Below are 23,665 nucleotides of genomic sequence, written 5' to 3'. Positions count from 1 at the left end.
TGGCTAATGTTTTGAAAAATATCCTTGTCGCGGGAGTTGGTAATGAATTAAAGCAGGATGATGCCTTCGGTATCGAGTTTGCCAAAAAGTTTCGGGATTCTGTTTCGCACTTAGACCATATCATGGTTATGGAGGTAGGTATCGGGGGGATACATTTGGTACAAGAATTACATGCAGGCTATGATATTTTGATTTTGGTGGATGCCGTAGCATGGGGAAAAGAAGCGGGCCATATATACTTCAGGGAGATGGAAGAGGTTTCGGATATTGAAGAAATGCCTGTTTTTGAAAAAAGAACATTTTTGGCCGATATGCACTATACGAACCCCATAAGGGCTTTGATGTTGGCAAAAGCACTAAAGGTATTGCCCAATGCGGTATATATTTTGGGTTGTGAGGCGGCGGAGCATGATGATTTTGCGGTAGGTATGAGTGAAGTGGTCGAAGATGCCCTCCCAAAAGCGATGAGTCTGTTACAAAATTGGTTGAACATGAAGAAGCTCGCAACTTTTGAATAAGGAATGGACCAAGAAACTATTCCATTGTACAAGTGAATTTTGTATCTTTAAATGGTAAATAGCATATTATGAATCAAGACATTAAGCCTACTGAAGGCCCAAAAAAATCACAGAAAAAATCGGAAGAAAAAATTCCGTGGTGGTTTAATATGCAAGTCAGGGATTTGGTAAAACCCATCACCGTTAAGCGTATGCAATTGTTATCAGCAGGGATGTTGTTGCTTGCTCTAGTTGTGGTAGGTTTTTATGCATGGGAAAATTTCCTGAGAGAGCCCACAGGAGAGGAATTTATAGATGAGATTGTTGACGCCGCGGGCGGTCTTGACACATGGAACGGTATTGAACAAGGACAGTTCACACGTACCCATAATTTATATGATGATACAGGAGAACTATTAAAAACTACTGAGGAAACCTTTTATTTTAAGAGAACAAAGGAAGGGCTAAAGTTGCAGGTGAAATCTGTTGGGGATGACGATAGCGAAGTTGTGGTTGGCAAGGACGATTATGGATTCTGGGCTACAAAGGATAATCAAACCGTTGACCCGATGATTGCCGCCAAAGAAGAAGGCATGATGTGTGATTCTAAATTCTGCGATCCCCAGTGTGCTTCGTCTATGGCTTTCTTCAGGTTTTCGATGCCCTTTAAACTAAAGGACAGGGGTGTGAACGCAAGTTTAGCGTCTACAGGCTTCAATATTGCTGAGTTGAACTTACTGGGAGGTTCGGGTAAAGAACCTACCTTGCTGGATATTTCTTATGACCCCGAGATAGGTAAGGACAAGTGGCGATTTTATGTAGACCCACAAGATAAATTGATACACAAAGTTGAATACTACAACAAATCCGATAAGGGAGAAACCAGACCTGAGGAAATTTATTGGACGGATCACAAAACTGTGGACGGGATTACATTTAGCCATCGTTGGACACGCTATTGGCCCAATGGCAAGGTCATGGATGAGTATGTGTATTCAGGTGTGAATTTAGACCGTGAACTGCCAGATGGTTTCTTCAACAGAAGAGATGGCTCAGAACTTGTGGGGCGGTAGTAGACTAATTCTTCAAAATAGCATCACTTAGTGCTTCCAGGGCTTTTACAACTTTCGCCTCTGGATCAAAATCTATTATAGACTTTCCCTTTAGGTCAGCAGCCATGACCTGTTCATCAAAAGGAACAAATATCGCGATGGGTAAGTTTATTTTTTCGCAGTACTCGCGTATGGCCATTTCGTCTTCTTTGGTCCGTACTTTATTGGCAATGGCCTCAACCTTTCCAATACCCAATTGTTGGGCCATCTCAGCAAACCTTGAAGCCGCTTCAAGAGATCGGTAATAGGGTTCTACCACCGTATATATCTTATCAACGTACTTTGAAGTACCACGTTTCATATGCTCTAGTGATGCCTCCGTATCCAAAACCATAATCTGACCTTGTTCCGAACTAAGTGCAGCATTTACCAATTCGCGGACCACAGTATGGGAACCACACATACATCCGGTACCGGCCTTTTCAGGTTTGCCCACCATTAACAAGGTCACATTGTCGGTGGCCTTTTGTCCATAGGTTTCTAAGACTTCCTGGAATGGCATTCTTACTTGAAATTTCCATTTGCCATCTTCAGTTTCCACCCTTTCGATGATATCGGTGCTTAAGTTCGGAGGTCCTGCATCAGATTTGTCAATTCCCAAAACAATGGAGAGATTGGGATTGGGATCGCCATCAATAGCAAGTACTTGATCCCCCTTGGCTCCTAAAATACGACAAAGCGTACCGCTAATCGTCGTCTTGCCTACTCCTCCTTTTCCTGCTATTGCTATCTTCATTTCAATTTGATTTTGGTCCAATTAATCGTCATCGGGTCGAATGTCATCAAGTTCGTCGGTTCCCAGAAGAAAATCCATGGTTCGCTTTGCCTCTTCTTCATCAACAATGCTCATGGCCACACCGACATGCACAAGTACATAATCACCTTCTTTCGCCTCCGGTACCAGCCCTAGATTGATTTTCTTCACTACCCCATCAAAGGAAACCTTCCCTATTTTGAACACACTTTCAATGGTATCCTCAAAGCCAATAATTTTTCCAGGTACTGCCAAACACATGAACTAGGATTTACGATTAAGGTAATTTACGGAAATCTAGTGAGATAGATTGGTCCAGATAAAATTTTAATTGTGGGAGTATCACCGCTTCAAATTCCATCCAACCCGCTTTCGTGAACAATGGTATCAATTGGTTCCAGATGAACTCTTTAAAATGGCCTTCACCGATATCGGTTTTACCCCGTACTTGGCGTTGGGTGAGCCAGAACGTGATGATCATCCATATGGACTCAGCAAGATGTTGATACTGATTTTCCATTTTTTCGGGCCTTAAGATTTCCTTTTCCACATTGAGCAAAAGCCATTCTTGTATTTGTGCAATCATTTTTTCTACATAATTCACCCTCTTTGAATGCAACTTTGGATAGGCCCGTTCAATTTCTAAAAGATCCAGAAAATAAAACGAATAACGATTCAGTATAAAAAAATAGCGCCCCAGATGATTGTCAAAATCAAGAAGTGAAGGAAAGTTTTGGTCTATCGAAAGTAATAGTTCCAATTCTTCCCCCAATTCTGAATCGATGGCCAGAACAATGGCCTTTTTACTGTAATAATGATAGGCAAGATTCCCTACACTTATTCCGGCTTCATCAGCAATTTGTTGCAGTCGAACATTGACCAGTCCCTTTTGGTTAAAAAGCCCAATAGCTGATTTCAATATTTTATGTTTTGTACTGCCCACAATTGATGTACTACTTACCAGCGACGCCCAGTTTGATTATGAGTTGGGCGTTAATGCTTCGACCTGGTGCAAAAAACCGGGTTTGATTTCCAGGAGTTCCTCTAAAAACATGACTTTGGTACTCTTTATCCGTAAGGTTGTCCACAGATAGCACCAACTTGGAATATGGAAACTTTGGCAAGACCTCGTGCAGATTTATTCCACCACTGATATTGAAAAGGCTATAGCCATCGGTTTCCCTTTCCGTGGGAGCCGGTCTATCTTGCTTGCTTGTAAATATGCCCTCTACCCGTCCGAAAAATGCATTGCGGTTATCTCGAAGTTGAAACCCGAAAATGTTTTGATCCGCAGGCATAAAGGCAAGGTTTTCATCGGTTTCCCGATCTTTTCCCCTAATATACGACCCGGTCCAGAAAACACTAGACAACTTACCGATAGCATAGCTCAGCTGATATTCCCAACCTGTCAGTCTGGCTTCCCCCACGGCTTGATTCTGAACATTTGGAGTACCCTGAAAATCAACACTTACGGGAACATATAGATCATTCAAGAAATTTTGGTAAAAGTTGAGGCCGATATCAAATTTTGAACCATCGTAAGCGTAACCCAACTCATAGAATACTCCTTTTTCGGGACCAAGATCAGGGTTGGGGATGACCCCATCGGCAAAATTGTATTTGGAAAACAAATCTGGGGCTCGGAATGAGTTAGCCAGATTGATCGTGAAATCTGATCTGTCTGATGCATGGATTTTAGCGCCTATATTACCGGTAAGGGCGGTGTTGTTATCTGAGGTATTATCCTCATTGTATAAATCGGCGATTTCTGGAATGAAAAAAGGTTCGTCCTCTATTTCTGTCTTGACATTATCAAACCGAAGTGCAAACAACAAATCAACAAACTCGCTGGCTTTCCATTCCTCAACGGCAAATACCCCAAAGAAAGTTGCATCACTATCCGGTTGGATTTGTCCTGGAGGAGGGGCCACTTGATTTACTTGTACACCCATAGGATTAAATATGTCCACAACCAACTCCCTTTTGGTGCCAAAACGATGTTCCCTCAAATAATCCGCACCGACAGTTAACTTGGAATTTTCTGCCAATCGAAGCGCTGTAAAGGCCTTGAAACCACCAAAATCTACATCCACATCCAGACTAACATCGATTCTTCGATTGATGTCCATAGTATCTTCAAAAAATACATTGGTCACTTGGTCAATGTGCAGTCTTTGCTGTTTGAAATACGCATTAAACCCAACCTCTTCAATAGTGTTCGATATATTTTTACCAGTATAATTGAAATTATAACCGGTTTGTTCATCGGGAGCAAAAACACGGTCCCGTACTGGTGGACCTGGCGCTCCCAATCCACCTGGAAAGCCCACATTGTCATTCTTAAAATATTTACCGCTAAATTCAAGACGATGATTCTCGGAAGGAGAATATCCAATATTCCAATCAAAATAGGCTGATTCGAATTGGCTGTTTGGCACCTCACCCCCAGGTGTGTCTGTATTATCGGCATCACGGAGACCTCCTCCGATCAAAAAATCAAAACCATTACCTCTTCCTTCCACTTCAAGGCGTCCTCTCGAATAGGAATTGACGGACTGATAGCCCCCATAAAGGCTGGTGCCAACCTTAAAATCTTTACCGTATCCATTTTCTGCCCTTCTGGTAATTACATTGACCAATCCACTTACTGCATCACTGCCCCAGAAGGCAGAGGCAGGGCCTTTGATAACTTCAACCCTCTCAATTTGCCATGGATCAATCAAAGCATAGCTCCTGATTCGTCCACCTACAAATGAATTCCCATCAATGAGGATGGGTGCACGTTCCCTGGAAAGCCCTCTTATGATGGGGGTACTGGTGATGCCTCCATCGTTTTGAATGGTAACCCCGGGAATGTACTTCAAGGTTTCCGTGGCAGAGGGGGGCTGCGTTTCAAGAATAGCGAGCTGATTCACCACAGCGACCGTAATAGGCAGATTTTTTAAGGCCGAAGAAGACCTAACGGCTGTAACTTCTACGGGGTCTATTTGTATGGTATCTTGGGACTGTTCTTGACTATAGGAGATGACAGTGGTGAGCACAACAAGTGCTATAGCAAGGTAATTTTTCATAGAGGTTCTAGTTTAGTTGGACATTCAAGATATAACTTTTTAACAAATCCGAGGTAATTGTTCTCCTGCCAGCATATTTACAATGCGTTTTCCGCCAATGGCGCTTGTGAGTACCACCTGTTTTGGATGGTTTTTTGTCACTTCACCGATAATGGAAGCATTTGCGCCATATTCCATACTTTGAAGCTTTTCGACTACTTCTTCGGAAATCGCATCACTGACCACCGCGATGAAGATGCCTTCGTTCGCTACATATAGAGGGTCCAATCCGAGAATTTCACAAAGCGCGCTTACTTCATTTTGCAAGGGAAGATTTTTTTGCAAGATTTCTATGCCCAGATTTCTGTCCCTGGCAATTTCATTTAAGACGGTTGCCACCCCACCTCGGGTTGGGTCCTTGAGTAAATGAATATCTTCCCCAAATGTATCGAGCAGGATGGAGACCATGTGGCCTAATCCGCGGGTGTCACTTTTTAATTCGGATTCGAACTCCAACCCTTCTCTCACGGACATTATGGCAACACCATGGGTTGCAATAGAATCACTTACGATAATTTTATCCCCTGGCTGTACATTCGAAGGAGCGATATCGGCTTTGGCATGTAGATGCCCGATACCTGTAGTATTAATGAATATTTTATCGCCTTTTCCTTTTTCGACCACTTTGGTGTCTCCAGTTACAATCTGCACGTTTGCCTGTTCTGCAGCGGATTTGATGGATACCAATATTTCCCAGAACTCGGTCATTTTCAAGCCTTCCTCCAAAATAAAACTCAAGGAAAGGTATTGTGGGATTGCCCCGCACATGGCCAAATCGTTCACCGTGCCATTTACTGCCAGTTCACCAATGTTGCTATCTGGAAAAAAGATAGGAGAGATGACAAAACTATCGGTAGTAAATGCGGTTTTTCCCTCTAATGTCAACATAGCACCATCATGCCGTTGTTGCAAGTGTTTATTGTCAAAAAGATGAAAAACACCGGAATCCAATAATTTGTTGGTCAAAAGGCCACCACTACCATGGCCTAAAGTGATAATGTCAAAGTCCAATTTAGGCATTGGACATTGCAATTTCATTTTCAGGCTTTTTTTAGACATTGTTGAGATAGGTAGGATTATGCAACGGTTTCTGCGGCTCCACTAAAGTGATAATATGCGGCACAAGCTCCTTCAGAACTAACCATGGGGGCGCCCATCGGATTTTGAGGAGTGCATTTTTTGCCGAACTGTGAACACTGCTTTGGTTTTTTGATGCCTTTTAAAACCAATCCCGCAATGCATTCTTTGGGCTCCTCCACTTTTTCGACTTGGATAGTGAACTTTAGATTGGCATCAAAGGCAGCATATTTGCGTCTTACCTCAAATCCACTGGCGGGAATAGTACCTATGCCCCGCCATTCCCGGTCAGAGACCATGAAAATCTTACGGATGAGTTCCTGGGCTTTTGCGTTTCCTTTCGGCTTAACCACACGGCTATATTGATTTTGAAGCTCGGCCTCACCCTTTTCCAATTGTTGAACAGTAAGTAGTATACCCTGCAAAAGGTCCACAGGTTCAAAACCAGTGACGACCATCGGGATTCTGTAATGGGCGACCAAGGGATAATATTCATCCATACCCATTATCGTACATACATGACCCGCAGCCAAAAATGCATCAATTTTACTTTCTTCATCTTCGATAACGGCTTCCATAGCTGGCGGCACCAACACTTGGGAAGCCAAAATGGAATAGTTGGTAAGTCCCAAATCATAAGCCTTGTCAATCGATAGGGCATTAGCTGGGGCGGTAGTCTCAAAACCAACAGCAAAAAAGACCACTTCTTTGTCAGGGTTTTCATTTGCGATTTGGACGGCCTCCAGCGGAGAATATAAAATGCGTACATCCGCTCCACCAGCTTTGGCCTGTAGCAAACTTTTTTTCGATCCGGGCACACGCAGCATATCGCCAAAAGAACAAAGAATAACATTTTTGTCCTCAGCGAGATAGATGGCTTTATCGATTAAATGAAGCGGAGTAACACAAACCGGACATCCGGGTCCATGTATCATTTGAACTTCTTTAGGCAATAGATCCATAATCCCATTTTTGACCAGGCTATGGGTCTGCCCACCGCATACTTCCATAATATTCCATTGCCGGGTAACAGTGGAATGTATTTCATCCAAATATTTTTTTGCCAAATCGGCATCCCTGTATTCGCTAAGAAATTTCATTCTTCAATATTTTGGTAATATGCTAATTTCCCTAGGGCAATACCCTCGTCATTGGGAGATACCTGCTGATGAAAATAAAGTTGAAACGTATCCTCCAGATGAATTATCATTAAATCCACTAAAAGCCCGTTCTGAAAAACACCTCCGCTAAAAGCTATTTTTTCCATAGCATTTGTAAGAGCAATTTCTTCAACCATCCTCACAAGCGAATAATGGAACTTGAATGCAATTTCATTCTTGGAAGTACCATTATTCAAATCCCTAACTACACCTTCAATGATGGGCATAGTTGATATTCCTTCAAGATACGATATTTGGGTATCATAGCCCGAATAGGCAGCACCTTCATGGTAGTCAAAATAGGTTTGCGCCATTGTTTCAAGCTGCAGGGCGGCTTCACCTTCATAAGTTTGAGTATCCATAATTCCCAATAGACAGGCAACAGCGTCGAACAAGCGCCCCATACTGGACGTCTTTAGAGGTGAACCATTGTCTAAGAGTCTTTGATATATTTTCCATTCTTGCGTACTAAACTTGTCTTTCAACAAGGGGAGAATGGCAGGGTTCTGCCCCGAATGCGACAGAGCCGAAAGTCTGGGTTCAGTAGCCATTTTGTCTCCTAGTATTAAAGGGACATATGCGATATGTACTAGTCTTTTTATCTTCCTGTTTTCATAAACCAAAAACTCACCACCCCAACTGTTCCCATCATTTCCATAACCCGTGCCGTCCCAAATAATTCCTAAGACCCTTTCAGATTTTTGTATTAGTGAATGTTCGGCTAAAACTCCTGCAAAATGTGCAAAATGGTGTTGTATGGACACAAGTTTTCCTCCATATACATCCGCCAAGTATTTACCATATTCAGTGGAATAGTAATTAGGATGTTTATCGACCAAAATAATTTCGGGTCGACAGTTTAGCATATTGATAAAATATTGAATAGTTCTTTTAAGGTTTTCCGTGCTGTCCAGAAAGGTCAGATCGCCTAGATATTGACTTAAATATAATAGGCCTCCATAAAGCAATCCAAAAGCGCTTTTTTGTGATGCTCCCAAAGCTAAAATTGTCTTTTGTTCTGTAGGCGTATCCGGCCAAAAGTAATTCGGGGCAATACCACGGGACCTACGAATAAGTATGGGTTGCTTTTTAAATGGACTAAAGCGCACTACGCTGTCATCCTGTGGGGTTACTATTTCCCTGTCGTTGGTCAGTGCAAAATCCCAAATGTCAGATAATTCCATAAATATCTTTTTGTCTTCAAAAACGATGGAGGTATTGCTTAGATTCCCACTAGTGGCAATTACGGGTTTCCCAAAGGCCTGCATCAGTAGGAGATACAATGGAGTATAAGGGAGCATCACCCCAATTTGATTGAGACCAGGAGCAATATCGCTCAAGGCGACATCAACAGATTTCTTCTTTATTGGCAACAACAGGATTGGAGCCACCTCACCAGTAAGCATCTGCTGTTCAGCGGAGTCAATATGGCAATCCCGCTGTACGTCATTAATATTTGGGTACATGCAAGCAAAAGGCTTGGAAGGTCTGTGCTTTCTCTGCCGAAGAGTTCGAATAGCTTTTGCATTTGTGGCGTCACATGTAAGCAAATATCCGCCAACCCCTTTTATCGCTATAATTTTCCCCTCCTCCCATAACCTCGCTATTTTTTCGATTGCCAGCTGGGAATTGGTTTCAATTTTCTGACCCTTGTTATTCCAAAGAGCCACTCGAACACCGCATGCTGTGCATGAATTCGTTTGAGAATGGTAACGGCGGTCCCTAGGATCTCCATATTCTTGTTTGCAGGAATGGCACATTTGATACGCTTCCATAGTGGTAAACGCCCGTTCATAGGGGAGTTCAGTGATTAGGGAAAAACGTGGACCGCACTGTGTACAAGTAATGAAAGGATAGCCAGACCTACGGTTTTTGCCTAACAAAACCTCATTTTTGCAATTTTCGCATACCGCAAAATCTGGAGGAAGCATAAGGGATGCAGATACATCGGATTGGTCTTGCAGGATTTGAAAACCTTTGTAACGCTCTCCCGTTTCTCTGGTAATTTTGTGATTGGTTATTCTTGCCAAAGAAGGTGTTTTATCGATTATAGCGGCATAAAACTCTTCCGCCTGATCTTCGGACCCAGAAAATTTTACATGCACACCATCAAGTGCGTTATAAACAACTCCAGTTAAATCTCTTTCCAGCGCAAGCCGATATACGTAAGGACGAAATCCAACACCCTGAACCCTTCCTTCTATATGGATGTGCCAAGTATTCATGTTCTTGGCAATATAACTTACAAAAGTCTATTCTTTTGAATCTATATTAATTTATTATCTATTTTTGATAGGCAAAAGATCCATTAATTTTGCATCAAAATGTACTGATTTGAACCTGGTTTAGAGTTCGGTGGATTAGTTCAGAAGATAAGTGTAAAATATTGATATACAATAATTTGTGATGACTATTTGAATCCAGTCATCCCGACAAAACAAAGCGGAGGTTTTCTTAGAGAGTTCACTTTCTTAAGAAAATATTCCGCTTTCTTTTTTAATTAAAGCGAAGCTTTAATTTGCAGTAACCAACAACTCTGGACGCCCGAAGGAAATCCTGTCTCCCGACTTTTTGTTTTTTGGAAATCAATTTACAAAGTTGTGCTACTTCACCGCACAACATTTCTCATTGCCGCAACGGCAATATTTTCTATTGTAAATGTGTAGAAACACAAGTGCTATTGCTGGGAGATATATGGCCTCCTCCCAAATAGGGATTAAGGATATCTTTTCGTTCAATATGATTAAGGCCAAACTGCCCCAAGTACCCCAAAGTGCATAACCTACCCAAGATTTGGTGGTATGAGTCGCAGACTTGTTAACTGCAAGTAGGGAAATACCAAGAAAAACTAGGTCCAAAATTCCCCACCATAGATTATGCCCATGATTGTTGTTCGCGGAATTTACAATAGGAAAAGTAAATAATAAAGGGGTGGCGACGCAGTGGATCAGACAAAATGAACTCGCTAATGCTCCTATTAGGTCTGACCTAGATGATATATTTATGATTTTCATGGTTAAAATTGTTTCAACAGAGTGATTTTGCTAATGAATTGAGAGTTTTGTTGTACTGGATCAAAAATGTTGGTTTCGGTATCATTAAATACCAGATATATAAAAGATAAGGGCATGTACTCCCAACTAAACCGAATGTTCCATCTACCCTGCTCGTTAAAACTGTTGTATTGGTAGAAAGTAGATAATTGGAGTCGGGGATTCAGCGCCAACCTCAAATTGGCCGTGTACAAATCGGTTTCCAAATCTTCTTCCAATATCCCTACATCATTGATGTTATTATGCTCATAGTTCAAGGAAAGGGTAGCGTGTGGGATGGGAGCAAAACGTGCTGTAGCGTTGATGGTTGTGCGTGTCCCGTTATAAAAGTCTCCAAAATTAACTCCCATATCACCAGACCATTTTTTAGAAAGGTCTGTATTGTACTGAACCAAGTATCGAGTGTAATAATACCGGTCCTGTTCAATTTCCAGTCCCAAGGGTGCGAACGCAAAATTGATATTTTGCCATGTTGGGGTGGTGGATACCTCCAGAAAGCTGTTGTCCTTAAACCAGGTAAATACAGGAAAAATGTATAAACTGGCTTGCTGGAAGCTGCTGGGATCCGTTGCATCATGGTTATAGTTGACAAACACACCGGGGTCCCATCTTCTTATCCAATCTATTTTTTTGGGTCTCCAAATGTAGTATCCGCCCGGGTTATGTCGTATAACATCATTTTGTCGTACAAAACCGATTCTTGGATTGTAATTGGCGTCTGTATATTCCGTTACCCATCCATAATAATATTTGTTGGAATCGTTGCCTACAAAAATTCTGCCAGCGTAACCCGTTTTGCCTGTAGCTTCATCGATAGAAGTTGACAACAAGTATTGGATATCCCATTGGCTGGTTGGTCGAATTTGTCCGTCGAGAGTAATTGTGGTATTGTTGTTACTTTCCAACCCCAATTCCGAATAACTATCATCAAGTCTGTGGGTGACCATGAGACCAATATTGTTCTCCCTGCCGTAGTTCTTCAAATACCTGAGCACACCAAAATTTGCGCCGGCTGAATTATCCGTCTCCCGTTGTCTTACGAAAAGTCCTGCCAGGGCACTTTTTTCTGTTCTTTGTGTAAACCTGGCGCCAACATCGATGGGAGCGGGAATGGCATTGAACTCTCCTTGGAGTCCTATTCTTCTACTGAAGAATGGGCGTATGGACCTTTGCAAACCTCCTGCCCAGATTCCAGAGTTTTCTAGGAAAAACTGTCTTTGTTCCGGAAAAAATATATTGAATCGCTCTAAATTGTTCACGGCTCTATCCACGTCAGCTTGCGCGAAATCAGTATTCACGGTCAAATCAAGGACGGTTTTGGGGTCTATGGCCCATTTGACGTCCACACCGACCTTGGGTTCATTCAATTTGTCAAGGAGTACATCACCTGCTAGGGTCTCATCGTATTGGTAAAGGGCATACGGTTCAATACGAATATTTGTGGAAGGAGGTGGTGCTTCAATGTCAGTCAATTTAGCGGCATACGTCATACGATACGGAGTGAAAGATTGCGGTATAGCCGGAAAAGAAGATACCTCAATATCTCTACGGGCGTAACGAACCAAGGTGAATCCCAGTTCGATGGAATTTCCTGTTTCGGGTAAATTGTAACGCAACGATTTAAAGGGAATCGCCATTTCTACAGTATATCCCTTTTCAGTTCTTTTGGTCCGCACCCGCCATAAGGTGTTCCAGCCATTATCGAAGTTGTTACCATTAAAATTCTGAAAATCCCGTTGGTTTCCAAAAGGTGTGGTTTGGAAACCTTGTGCATATTGTTTCAGGTTTTGAGGGTCCAATGCAATTCCAAAAATATCGTTCTCACCCCAACTGAAATCACGCCTAAGGTCCTGAATACGTATGCCCTCAATGCCAACAGAATCTTTACAAAAGGCGCCGATATATAGATTTTTATCGTCGTATAGAAAACGGACCTCGGTTTTATACTTTACTGTTCCGCCTTGTCTCGGTTCCCTCCGAAAAAAATCCAGGGTAACACGTGCCTCTTCCCAATCAGGTTCATTTAAAGAACCATCCAACCGTATTTCCCCATTTGCTTTTGAAACTGCAGTTTCAAAAGGCTTCGTAGGCGGGGAGAAGTTATCATCTTTCTCTTGGGTCTGTCCCAACCAGGGACTGAACGCAAGAACCCATAAAAGAATCCGTTTCATATCAGCTTGTGGTTAGGATTCCGTTTTTCTCCATCTTGGTAGAAACAAAAAAGCCCAATCCAAACAATCCAATCGAGATTAAAAAGAGCAGAGGCACCGTCAGCAAAGAGCTAAATGATTTTGGAACAAACTGGAATTTTGGAAGATCGGGATAGTCCTTTTGGGAGAAATTCTTGTTGTTATACAGGAAAGGCATAAAATGTTCCCGCCAAGAGCCCGCAAAGCTCACAACCTGTTTTCTATAGTCCTCATAATCCTGTGTAGAGGTACCCGCTCTTTGGTTCAAGGATTCTTGTACAATGATCGCTGGTGAGAACCACTTGAAAATCCCAACCCAATCCTGTTGTTTTCTAAGTTGGTCTTCGTAGGCATTTATCATGGGTGCTAGTTCTTCTTTGATTAGTCTTTGTGATGCCATATACCGATGATAAAATCCTCTAAACTGTGTGGTATCGTTTATGGCATATTCCGGATGGTCCCTTAAAAAATTATCTAGAATTTCATCTTGTTTTTTAGTTACCTCAGCTTTTAAACTCCGCATTTCATTGATCATAAGCGTCCGGGAGGGAATGGGATACAAGGTATTGCCCAATTGATTTAAAACTGAAGGAATCAACAGCACAAAAGCTATCCATAAGCCCAACAGAGCGACTGCGTTTTTTGCTGAACGACCTATCCAAAGGTTGATTAAAAATGCCAGGGCGAACCAGAAGAGCATATAGGCGATAATCAATCCAAACAAACCTAAAAATGCAGAAACTTGTTCAAGAGGCGGGGAAACCATAAAAAATACGATGCACAAGGCATAAAGCACGATTACCGATAGCCAGAAAAAGCGAAGCCCCATTTTTTGTAGCACCCAACTCCGGATACGAATGGGTTGGGAGGCTAAAAGTCTCAGCGAACCGCTTTCCCTTTCAGACGAGAGTACATTATAGGAGAAGGCAATAATGAGCAAAGGCAAAAGATACACAATTACAAAGGCCAAATCGAAACTGCCAAAAAGCAATTGTACTGGGCTGGTCATCTCAGCAAAATTAAGGGTATGGTCGTCCCCTGACACCTTCGGTTTTACATAATGAGTAAATAAGTCGGCCTGCCCCGTCGCCATAAATGCTAAGGGTTGAGGTTCCATTGCCGCTACTCGTGGATGGTAGTTGCCAACGGCCATTGGACTTGTTGGGATGGTCCATCTGGAGGCACTGACTTCCATGCCTTGCTCCACGGAATCGAGCAACTTTAGCATCATGGCGTCATTTTCTTCAACTTCCGAATGGGCTGCAGTGATATCCTTTTTACGTTTTTCAATTTTGTGCAGTCCATTAAAAGTCGAAAACCCAAAAAGCAATAATAAAATAATGCTCAAAAGCTGTATCCATCGGCTACGCAGTAAGAGCTTCAATTCGTATTTAAAATTATAGGATAGCATGGTCAGATTGTTTTGGTTGATAGAAATAGAAGTCCGAAAGAAGTTATGAGCCAGATACCCATAAGCCATAAGTTTGAACTATTTCTGGCCAGGGTTGAATTCAATTCCGGAGGGTTGTAGTCGAATGCGGGCAAATTTTTCCAGAAGCCGGCTTCTGCGCGATAACCCCAGTTCCCATATTCCGAATTTTCAGCGAAATTGCCGTTCAAAAACTTTTGGGTAGCAATTCTATATTCCTCGGCAGCATCGGCAAAATCCCAATGTGTGGAATAATCCGTATGGGCTATGGACATACTTAAAAAGCGTGTAGGAAGATATGGAGAGATTGCCGCAAGACTTTTGTAGACTTTGGACTGATTGGAATATTGGTCTTTTAGGTAGTTGTAGTGCTTAAAATACACTTCAGCTTCATGTTCTTCACCCTTTTGCATACGATAAGCATCAAAATTAAAGGGCAATTGATGAAGACTGTCCACACCATATTCCAATAGCACTTCTTGCTCCAAAAGTTTTGCTTCCTTACTCCATGGATTATGTCCATCCAATCCCTCTTTTTTATCCTTGAGGACATTGGCGGCAAATTCTTGTCGAGTGGGATAAGGATGTTTGGACTCAGCAATATTGCTTGCAGCTTTGGGGGCACCTAAACAAGCAATTATCCAAACACAGAGTGAAACAACTAGGGAAATCCCAGATTTTTTGGTCCTTGCCGATATTAATAAAACAATATTGATAAAGATGCCGTAGTAAACAACAAAGACCAAGTACATGGCGAAAAGTGACCCCCAATTAAAGACACCAAAGTCTTTTAGGTTGCTTAACACTACCCCAGCAACCAAGAACAAAGCTGTGGCCATCAGTAAAATAGGAAGAAAAAGTGCCATCCATTTGCCCAACATCCACTTCCAACTGGAAAACCCTTGACTTTTCAAGAGGGTAAGCGTTCCCATTTCCCGCTCTTTGGTAAAGCTATTGTATCCTAAAAGGATAATAAGCAATGGTATGATGAACAGCAGAACAAAATCAGGGGTCAAATCGCCAAATCGTGCTAAACCCGTTTGGTCTGTTGCCGCACTAAACTGTGCCTCATTCCGTTTGTGTGCTTCTAAGAAAATTGAAGTTCCCGCGTATTTATCAACTCCTTGGTCCAATAAGGATAGCGGGTACTTGGGCTTAAAAGCGTAGGTTCCATAATGTGCCGCGGAATGTGGATTTTTCTCTCCCTGATTGTCCCAAATAGAACGTTCCGCTTTTTTTGCCGCCACATATTGCTCATTTACGTTTTTATACTGCCGTGCACTTATCCATGTTGCTGCTCCCAACAAAAGGAACACAATTGCCACTGCTATTCGAACTCTTCCGTCTCGTAGGAGTTCTTTCGTTTCTTTTAGAAAAGTTTTTGCTATCATGAGGCCAACTCTTTGTATTTCATTGTGTTGAGGTAGGCTTCCTCCAATTGTTGAAGGCTAAGGTCCTTAGTTACAAATTGCTGTTTCAACTGCCCATCCTTCATGATGCCGATATGGGTGGCGACTTCTTTAGCTCGAAACAAATCATGGGTAGCCATTAAAGTAGCGACACCTTTGGTTCGCAGCTTTTGCAATAACAATCCAAACTCATTACTGGCCTTTGGATCTAAACCGGAAGTGGGTTCGTCCAAGAGCAAAACTTTGGCATCTTTGGCCAGTGCTATGGCAATACCTACTTTCTGACGCATCCCCTTGGAAAAATTGGAAATACGTTTTTGGAAAGCTTCGGATTGTAGTCCCGCTTCCTCTAAAAAATCCTTTAGTTGTTGACTGGAAAGCTTTTTACCCGCAATTCCCGAAAAGTATTCGAGGTTTTCCATGGCTGAAAGGCTAGGGTACAGCATAAGGTTTTCAGGGATATAGGCCAGAAATCGTTTTGTTGCTTTAAGATTTTCGTGAACGCTCAATTGATTAATGAAAGCACTGCCCGAAGAAGGCTCAATAAATCCCAATAAGAGATTAATAGTTGTTGTTTTGCCTGCTCCGTTTGCGCCTAAGAGGCAATAAATATCGCCCTCCTTAATATTGAGGTTCAAATTTTCCAGTGCCGTTTGGTCACCGTATCTTTTTGAAAGGTTGTTAGTTATGATCATCAGTGTATGTTTGAACTATGTTTGTAATTGTGCACTTCATAATCAAACAATAGATCATGAAATGTAAATATGCCAAGTAGACTGGATTAAACTCCTGATATGAAGCATAAAACAATGGACAAACCAAAAAAGGTCGTTCTTTCTAAGAAAAAGCTAAGGTTGTCTGCAATAATCAGGAAAAAAGCAAGGGCGGAGGTCTCGAAAACAAATCGGTTTTCAATAAATCGGAAAGGACCTGGAAGTCAGGTACAAGAATTTTGGATTGAAGACCAGTTAGAGAATATTTTTCCAGATTGGAATCTAGAATAACGGACAATGTTTCCGCCTGCTGAGAATCAACCAGTAGAACACAAAGCTCACATTGATTTTCGTGTTGGTTGTCAATATGATGTTCATAAACATGAAAAGCAGACACCTTTATTAGGACCAAGCCAATAAAAAGAACTACTCCAATTTGTTTAAAAACGGTTCTCACAGTTTCACAAAACTATAAGATTTCGCTAGGGTTTGTATGTTAAGAATATTATAATTTTAAATAACAGGTTATTTTCTTGTTACCCATTTTATCATTCTGACAAATTAAATTATCTAAAATCAAAGTTGGAATTATGTCTTCAAGAGTTGGAATCACCACATTAAACTGCAAAAAGTGAATTCAATCCCCACACATTTTTAGATTATAGAGGAAGGATGGTTGAACGGAATTTTAACCGTGTTTTTCCTTACGAAAATCATTTTTAAATACGAATGAAGGAGGTCTTTTACCTCCTTACAACTGGACTTTATAAAACACCACACTAACGTATTTTTTAAATATTGCCTCAAATCGTGTATCCATAAACGCAGATGGGGCATTGATTAATTCCAATCAGAAATTAGGACCATTCCACACTATGTTTACAAAAGAATTAGTAACGTACTCTTCATGGAGTATTCCATAAACCTCCATAGCAACTGTTAGGTGGTTGTTTTGAGCTCTTTGTAGTGTTCTTGGTCAAATCCCCTAACTAATTGAGGTTTCCGTTACGCCAGGGAGTTTTGAGGTTGAGCTCCTTGGTTGTAACGGTTTTAAGAAATCGAAGTTATATTCTCAGCAACTTGATCTATATGCTTGTTGAAAGAGTCATAGTCCTTATGGCTCTTTCTTTTTGCATTAAATTTCCTATTGTTTACAATCCGAACGGGAGTAACTTTCCCAAATTCTCGGAGTGTAAGTTTCTGCATAAAAACCCTACTTTTGTAGTACCAACTTTTATAGGAGAAATTAATTATGTCAGAAGAAATTGAAAGATTAAAAACGTTGATAATTGGGTCAGGCCCTGCGGGATATACCGCAGCAATTTATGCAGCTAGGGCTGACTTAAAACCGGTCATGTACACTGGAATGGAACCCGGGGGACAATTGACCACAACTACTGAGGTTGATAATTTTCCAGGATATCCCGAAGGAATCGATGGACCTACCATGATGGTACAATTGCAACAGCAGGCTGAAAGGTTTGGAACAGAAGTTCGAGTAGGTATGGTAACCCAAGTAGACTTCAGCGATGAGCAAGGCGGAATCCATAGAGTAGTGGTGGACAATGACAAAACTATTGAGGCAGAGACGATTATTATTTCCACAGGAGCCTCAGCAAAGTATTTGAACATTCCCAGCGAACAACGTTTAAGGGGAGGAGGGGTTTCCGCTTGTGCGGTTTGCGACGGCTTTTTCTATAAAGGACAGGAAGTTGCCATTGTTGGAGGTGGTGATACGGCAGCCGAGGAGGCCTCGTACTTGGCCAATATCTGCAAGAAAGTTACCATGTTGGTGCGTAAGGATCATATGAGGGCCTCGAAAGCCATGCAACATAGAGTAAACAGTTTGGACAATATCGAGATTCGATACAATACCGAAGTGGATGAGGTTCTTGGTGAACAGGTGGTCGAAGGTCTTCGAATGGTGAACAATCAAACAGGAGAGAAAGAAGATATTCAAATTACAGGACTATTTATTGCTATCGGACATAAGCCCAATACCGACATCTTCAAAGGACAGTTGGAAATGGATGAAACAGGCTACATCATAACCGAAGGAAAGTCTACCAAAACGACTAAACCTGGAGTATTCGCCAGTGGTGATGTTCAGGATAAGGAATATAGACAGGCCGTTACCGCTGCTGGAACTGGTTGTATGGCCGCTTTGGATGCGGAACGATATTTGGCCATGGTTGAATCAAAGGAAGCTGTTGCTTCTTAGGATTTGATTGCATATAAAAGCTAAAAGGCACCTTTAAGGTGCCTTTTTTATTACAATGTATTTTTGAGATACGTACTAATCGATACGAACGTAGTTTTCAGATGAAGTTCGTTCTCCCTCTTCATCCAAGGTTATTTGGCTAAAAGAGTTTTCCTTTAAAATCAATTCGAAGGTAAAATTACGCATGGTGTCCAAAGCTTTCATCATCGCATCATCACCATATTCAATGACTTCTATAAGCTCACCTTCCGTAATTCTATAGGAACCATAACCAAATCTACCATGGGGGTCATCTGGGACGTATCTTGTCCACATGATCTTGCCTTTGGAGTACATCTTTACTTGACGATATCCTTCCGATTTTTCTATGGTATCCGTAATATCCTGCCCGTCATAACTATAAAAGCTATCCAGCTCCCAGGTTCCTTCGATAGAATGTAGCATTTCAGGTGGTGGGGATGACCAATTAGTGGCAGAAACCAAAATCAGCATCAGCAGAATCAATCCAAAGATTTTTTTCATGGCAGAGTGTTTAAGTTATCGGTGAATTTTCACCAATAAGATACAATATTTTTTGCTAAATAGTCAAAATACAGGCCCTGGAATTGCGTATAATACACAAAAAAGGACCCAAATGTTATTGAGTCCTTAATTGAATTGGCTTGGTTGATTTAGCTATGAAAAAACTATCCTATATGTGATGGGTTTAAGCCCTGCTAAATTTTAGTATTTGTGAACGCTTCCTGAAGCAGACTTTCTTTTCTGAACGCTTGCTTCTCCAGTATACGAAATGTCGGCTCCACTGCTTGCATCGGCCACCAAAGATTCGGTCACGTGCACCGAGATATCCGATCCACTGCTTGCTTCGGCATTGCATCTCTTTACCTCTAGGTCACGGGCCCTTATGTCGGCACCACTACTGGCATCCGCATAAAGTACTTCGGCCCTACCAGAGAGTTTGATATCGGCTCCGCTGCTGGCATCTGCAGAAACCTCTGAAGCCACAAGCTCGACCTTTAGGTCAGAGCCACTGCTGGCGTCAAGCTCCAACTTGTCTGACTCTATTACGTTTTGAACAATAAGGTCAGCGCCACTTGAGCTTTTAAGTCCTTGTATTTCAGGAAGTGTTACATATATTTTCTTGGTGGCCCGTCCGATGTTTTCCACTGTATGGATCCTTAATTTCCCGTCGCTGATATCTGTAGCGATGAGGTCTATCACATTTTCATCGGCTTCAACCGAGATACTGAAGTCCTTGTCTTGTGTTACAAATACATCAAGTCCTTCTGCAGCAGAGATGGTTGAAAAGTCTTCGGTAATGTTTCGTGGTTCTTCCACGACTACGCCATTCCCTTTTTTCCCTGCTCCGAAGTTAATGTCAAAATTGCAGGAAGAGGCGAAAAGGGCCATTAATACTGCGATTGCGATTCTTGCTAGTGTTGTCATGATTGTTGTTTTTAATGATTGATCAAAATTGTTGTTTTCTATAATGTTCTGCTAGTAAATGTCTCCCAATTGTCGAAAATCACTTCTCAATTGTTTTCATTCTCCTTTGCTTTGATACGAATGCCGTCTTCATCGATTTTCATTTCAAAGCTTTCATCATCATCTTTAAGGTCGATGTCAATGCCATCTTCATTGATGATGATTTTTCCACCTTCATTTTCAGTGTCGCTTGCTTCTTCCTCTTCAGGACAGTCTTGACACTTTAATTCACCATCTTCACCCATAACCCAGGTATGGCCAATTATGCTATTACGGTAATAATTCCTATCATTTTTGATACCCCTGCCGATATGACCGTACAAAGAGTCGTCAAAATTCAACGACTTTCCTTCCGGGACATAAATGGTTACGGTTACCTCTTGATCCCGGGCCTTATTGGAAACATCGGTGGTCAAGTAATCATCCAAAACCATTTCACTATCAGATAGTGAATAGTTATAGTTGATTTGTTGTGCCCTTTCCCTCGCCTTTGGGGTGCTGCTCCCATGCGAATCTTTCCGCACATCGACCTTTAGGATGGAGTCTTTGGCTTTACGGATTTTGATATCGACTTCATCAGAAATCAAAAACCGGTCTCCATTTTCATCATAGGCGAAGGTCATATTCCCGAAACGAACTTGATCTCTGTCAAAATCATAGTCGTAGTTGTTCATCGTAATGGTTAGGGTGTCAGCGGGGTTGAGCATGGCAACCTCCTCTTTGACCGTAACACTGCCTACATTGGCAAATTCAGCGGCTTGCCTTACACCTAGTGCGAACAAGGCACCGATGGAAATTAGCCATAGTCCGAGCAAGGAGAACTTGGCAATGTTACCGATTGATTTTAGGTTGTTCACCAATATCTTCAGTCCTAAATACAAAAGGAAGAAGAAAGGTATACCCAGTGCAAAGAACAACAGTAGGGAAACCACCCAAACAGGGGCTCCTGTGGTGTTCACGATTTCGTAGAAATCAACTCCCGGGAAATCCACAGCATTGAACATGCCCACGGTGAACAAGGCCACAAAAAGTGATATTAAGGTTGCTGCACCTATTATAATGAGAAGGATACCTATGAACTTGCCAAATACCTTGAACAAGAACATGATAATCTCCCCTATGGTATCGAAAAAGGTCTTGGAGCCGCTTTTGACCTTACTGCCGACTTTTTCGTAGTCGACACTTTTTACTTTGTCCGCAACATCATCAAACCCCTCTTTAACTTTGCGTTCTATATTGCTGATGTTGATGGGCTCCCCCGTCATATCCAATTTTTGGGAGGTTGTGGCAGCTTCGGGTACCAAAATCCATAACAGGATATAGGCAATCAGTCCAAAGCCTGTAAATACTGCAACTAAAATGAATATAAGTCGTATCCATAGGGCGTCTATTCCCAAATAGTATTCCAGTCCGGCGCAGACACCACCTATGTATTTTTGATCGATGTCTCGATACAATTTTTTCGAGCTTCGTGTTGTGGTGGAGGTCGCTTTACGAGGTTCATCCTCAAAAATGTCTTCATCCACCATATAGTCTTCAGGTTGCCCCATGACATCAATGACCTCATCCACTTCTTTTTGGGTGATGACCTGACGTTCGTTTTCCATTTTCTCCAAAAAGAGCTCGGCAATTCGTGCCTCGATGTCGGCTATAATTTCATCGCTCCCCGATGTACCTGAAAAGGATCGTTTTATAGACTCGAGATATCTCTTGAGTTTATTAAAAGCAACATCGTCTATATGGAAGAGCGTGTTCGCTAAATTTATATTTACTGTCTTGTTCATTTTTTGATTCTATTTTGTGTTGGTTACCAGATTGACTGCATTTCTCAATTCATCCCAGGTGCCGTTCAGTTCGTTTAGAAACATATGGCCTGTTTCGGTAAGCGCGTAGTATTTGCGAGGCGGCCCCGAAGTGGACTCTTCCCAGCGGTAATTGAGCAAACCGGCATTCTTAAGTCGGGTCAGTAGGGGATAAATGGTGCCTTCAACTACGAGCATCTTGGCGTCTTTTAAAGCTCCCAAAATTTCGGAAGCATATTTATCCTTTTCCTTTAAAATCGAAAGAATGCAGTACTCTAGAACCCCTTTGCGCATTTGTGCTTTTGTATTCTCTATGTTCATAACTTCATGGTTCTATTATGTTAACTGTTCGTTTTTGATTGATGGTTCAAATCGTTTTCTTGATTGATTAGGTTCGTTTTTTGATTGATGATTGATTGATGATTGATTGATGATTGTTTTGATTGATGAATAAACTCGTTACATGATTATTTGATGAATTTTATGGTAAACGGATATTTAAAAGTCTGTCCTTCGTTGGTTCGAATGGTCGCCAAGATGGTATATACCACATTGATAACGATTAAGGCCAAATGAATCAGCCCTGAGATACCCGCGGGCCAAAAAAGCCTTCCAAACCGGAAATCGTCGCTACTGATATGAACATTTAGGTTGTTGAAATCGCTTAAACGGTGGAATCCAAAAAAATTCCAGTCAAACAAATCTGGCAAAAACCCGATAAAAAAAGGAATGGTAATCAAACTGGCCACAATGGAGTATAACAACATGCTAATCTGAAAATTGAGTGCCTGCTTTCCGTTGTAATCCACAAATTCGTATTCCTTCTTGTTGGCCGTCCACAAAATCAATGGAAAAATAAAGTTTCCAAAGGGGATAAAGTACTTCGAGAAGGTGGAGGCGTGTATGATCGCCGACAGATTCCGTTCGTGTTTGGTTAAAGTTGTTGCCATTTTTAATTGATGATTTTTGATAGTAATATGGGTTTACCCATTAGCTTACGATGCAAATATATATCCAAAAGATGGTACTATGCAAAACAAAGTACTATAAATTAACATATATTTAACAAAATATACTAAAGATATTTTCGATACATTTACAGCAATCAAATCACAAACATGGCCACTAAACCCAGTAAATTCAACACCTTCACTTTTTTTAAGCTTCCTTCCGCCTGGTGGTGCGGTGTTCGGTTAAAATCTATAGATGAAAAAAAAGCTGTAACTACCGTGAAGCATAAATGGCTGAATCAGAATCCATTCAAATCGATGTTTTGGGCAGTTCAAGGTATGGCTGCAGAGTTAAGTACGGGGGCCATGGTCATCTCCCAGATTCAACAAAGTGGCAAAAAAATTTCCATGTTAGTGGCCAACAACAATGCGAGCTTTACCAAAAAGGCAACGGGAAGAATAACCTTTACCTGTGAAGATGGCCACTTAATAGAAAATGCCATTAAAAAAACCATTGCCACTGGTGAAGGCCAAACCTTTTGGATGAAATCCGTAGGCGTTAATGCCGATGGGGTAATGGTGTCCACTTTTAACTTTGAGTGGACCATTCGATTAAAAAAATAGCATGTTATTGTGACTTTTTTTAGGAAAAAGTGTCAAACAATCAAGATGAATTGCAAATAATATGGTGAGTTCCAGTTCAG

Annotated in this window: 21 protein-coding genes; 4 read left to right on the top strand and 17 right to left on the bottom strand. The window is 41.5% G+C overall.

Translation table 11 applies throughout. The features are described from left to right. Positions 1-11 precede the first annotated feature (11 nt). Both EW142_RS05565 and EW142_RS05560 read left to right on the top strand, forming a co-directional pair. A complete protein-coding gene (locus tag EW142_RS05565; protein ID WP_240740163.1) occupies positions 12-518 on the top strand; it encodes a hydrogenase maturation protease in 507 nt (168 codons plus the stop codon). 68 nt (positions 519-586) lie between these two features. Further along, positions 587-1,570: a DUF6503 family protein gene (locus tag EW142_RS05560; RefSeq protein WP_130610821.1), complete on the top strand. Its 984-nt coding sequence runs from the start codon at positions 587-589 to the stop codon at positions 1,568-1,570. A gap of 4 nt (positions 1,571-1,574) precedes the next feature. On the opposite strand, the gene EW142_RS05555 is transcribed toward EW142_RS05560, so the two are convergent. The 12 genes from EW142_RS05555 to EW142_RS05500 all read right to left on the bottom strand — a co-directional run bounded on the left by EW142_RS05555 (position 1,575) and on the right by EW142_RS05500 (position 16,485). Next, positions 1,575-2,345 carry an ATP-binding protein gene (locus tag EW142_RS05555; RefSeq protein WP_130610818.1) on the bottom strand — a complete coding sequence of 257 codons (771 nt, stop codon included), beginning with the start codon at positions 2,343-2,345 and terminating at the stop codon, positions 1,575-1,577. 21 nt (positions 2,346-2,366) lie between these two features. Then, positions 2,367-2,624 carry a HypC/HybG/HupF family hydrogenase formation chaperone gene (locus EW142_RS05550; RefSeq protein WP_130610816.1) on the bottom strand — a complete coding sequence of 86 codons (258 nt, stop codon included), beginning with the start codon at positions 2,622-2,624 and terminating at the stop codon, positions 2,367-2,369. 16 nt (positions 2,625-2,640) lie between these two features. Continuing rightward, the gene (locus EW142_RS05545; RefSeq protein WP_130610813.1) at positions 2,641-3,282 is read right to left on the bottom strand and encodes a TetR/AcrR family transcriptional regulator; all 642 of its coding nucleotides are present in this window, start codon (positions 3,280-3,282) and stop codon (positions 2,641-2,643) included. 34 nt (positions 3,283-3,316) lie between these two features. Further along, complete coding sequence (locus EW142_RS05540; RefSeq protein ID WP_130610810.1) at positions 3,317-5,434, bottom strand: TonB-dependent receptor plug domain-containing protein; 2,118 nt, start codon at positions 5,432-5,434, stop codon at positions 3,317-3,319. Positions 5,435-5,473: 39 nt separating this feature from the next. Beyond that, the gene (hypE, locus tag EW142_RS05535) at positions 5,474-6,511 is read right to left on the bottom strand and encodes a hydrogenase expression/formation protein HypE (protein ID WP_240740162.1); all 1,038 of its coding nucleotides are present in this window, start codon (positions 6,509-6,511) and stop codon (positions 5,474-5,476) included. A gap of 38 nt (positions 6,512-6,549) precedes the next feature. After that, a complete protein-coding gene (gene hypD, locus EW142_RS05530) occupies positions 6,550-7,650 on the bottom strand; it encodes a hydrogenase formation protein HypD (RefSeq protein ID WP_130610807.1) in 1,101 nt (366 codons plus the stop codon). Further along, on the bottom strand, positions 7,647-9,935 hold the full coding sequence (gene hypF / locus EW142_RS05525) for a carbamoyltransferase HypF (protein WP_130610804.1): 2,289 nt from the start codon (positions 9,933-9,935) through the stop codon (positions 7,647-7,649). Before hypF ends, hypD begins: the two co-directional genes overlap by 4 nt. 378 nt (positions 9,936-10,313) lie before the next feature. Beyond that, on the bottom strand, positions 10,314-10,724 hold the full coding sequence (locus tag EW142_RS05520; protein ID WP_130610802.1) for a MerC domain-containing protein: 411 nt from the start codon (positions 10,722-10,724) through the stop codon (positions 10,314-10,316). A gap of 2 nt (positions 10,725-10,726) precedes the next feature. Next, entirely contained in the window at positions 10,727-12,934 is a 2,208-nt protein-coding gene (locus tag EW142_RS05515) for a DUF5916 domain-containing protein (RefSeq protein WP_130610800.1), read from the bottom strand. Between the two features lies 1 nt (position 12,935). Next, entirely contained in the window at positions 12,936-14,363 is a 1,428-nt protein-coding gene (locus EW142_RS05510) for a DUF3526 domain-containing protein (RefSeq protein WP_130610799.1), read from the bottom strand. A 2-nt stretch (positions 14,364-14,365) separates the two neighbouring features. Then, positions 14,366-15,772 carry a DUF3526 domain-containing protein gene (locus tag EW142_RS05505; protein ID WP_130610798.1) on the bottom strand — a complete coding sequence of 469 codons (1,407 nt, stop codon included), beginning with the start codon at positions 15,770-15,772 and terminating at the stop codon, positions 14,366-14,368. Further along, complete coding sequence (locus tag EW142_RS05500) at positions 15,769-16,485, bottom strand: ABC transporter ATP-binding protein (protein ID WP_130610797.1); 717 nt, start codon at positions 16,483-16,485, stop codon at positions 15,769-15,771. The genes EW142_RS05505 and EW142_RS05500 overlap by 4 nt, the downstream gene beginning before the upstream one ends. Positions 16,486-17,755: 1,270 nt before the next feature. Between EW142_RS05500 and trxB the strand changes: the two genes are divergently transcribed. Beyond that, on the top strand, positions 17,756-18,724 hold the full coding sequence (trxB, locus tag EW142_RS05495; protein WP_130610796.1) for a thioredoxin-disulfide reductase: 969 nt from the start codon (positions 17,756-17,758) through the stop codon (positions 18,722-18,724). A 75-nt stretch (positions 18,725-18,799) separates the two neighbouring features. Here the strand turns inward: trxB and EW142_RS05490 are convergent, their stop codons facing one another. The 5 genes from EW142_RS05490 to EW142_RS05470 form a co-directional block, all read right to left on the bottom strand. Then, positions 18,800-19,246 (bottom strand): hypothetical protein, encoded by a 447-nt coding sequence (locus tag EW142_RS05490; protein ID WP_130610793.1) that lies wholly within the window; start codon positions 19,244-19,246, stop codon positions 18,800-18,802. A gap of 201 nt (positions 19,247-19,447) precedes the next feature. Further along, complete coding sequence (locus EW142_RS05485) at positions 19,448-20,170, bottom strand: head GIN domain-containing protein (protein ID WP_130610790.1); 723 nt, start codon at positions 20,168-20,170, stop codon at positions 19,448-19,450. An 86-nt stretch (positions 20,171-20,256) separates the two neighbouring features. Then, positions 20,257-21,993 (bottom strand): PspC domain-containing protein, encoded by a 1,737-nt coding sequence (locus EW142_RS05480; protein WP_130610787.1) that lies wholly within the window; start codon positions 21,991-21,993, stop codon positions 20,257-20,259. A gap of 9 nt (positions 21,994-22,002) precedes the next feature. Beyond that, on the bottom strand, positions 22,003-22,332 hold the full coding sequence (locus EW142_RS05475) for a PadR family transcriptional regulator (protein WP_130610784.1): 330 nt from the start codon (positions 22,330-22,332) through the stop codon (positions 22,003-22,005). A 146-nt stretch (positions 22,333-22,478) separates the two neighbouring features. After that, positions 22,479-22,961, bottom strand: a complete 483-nt coding sequence (locus EW142_RS05470) for a DUF4870 domain-containing protein (RefSeq protein WP_130610781.1) — start codon at positions 22,959-22,961, stop codon at positions 22,479-22,481. A 168-nt stretch (positions 22,962-23,129) separates the two neighbouring features. On the opposite strand from EW142_RS05470, the gene EW142_RS05465 reads away from it, so the two are divergent. Next, complete coding sequence (locus tag EW142_RS05465; RefSeq protein ID WP_130610778.1) at positions 23,130-23,585, top strand: DUF4442 domain-containing protein; 456 nt, start codon at positions 23,130-23,132, stop codon at positions 23,583-23,585. The last annotated feature ends 80 nt before the right edge of the window (positions 23,586-23,665 follow it).

This window comes from Flagellimonas allohymeniacidonis (assembly GCF_004296335.1).
GTDB lineage: Bacteria > Bacteroidota > Bacteroidia > Flavobacteriales > Flavobacteriaceae > Flagellimonas > Flagellimonas allohymeniacidonis.
This window is presented reverse-complemented; position numbering and strand designations above follow the sequence as displayed.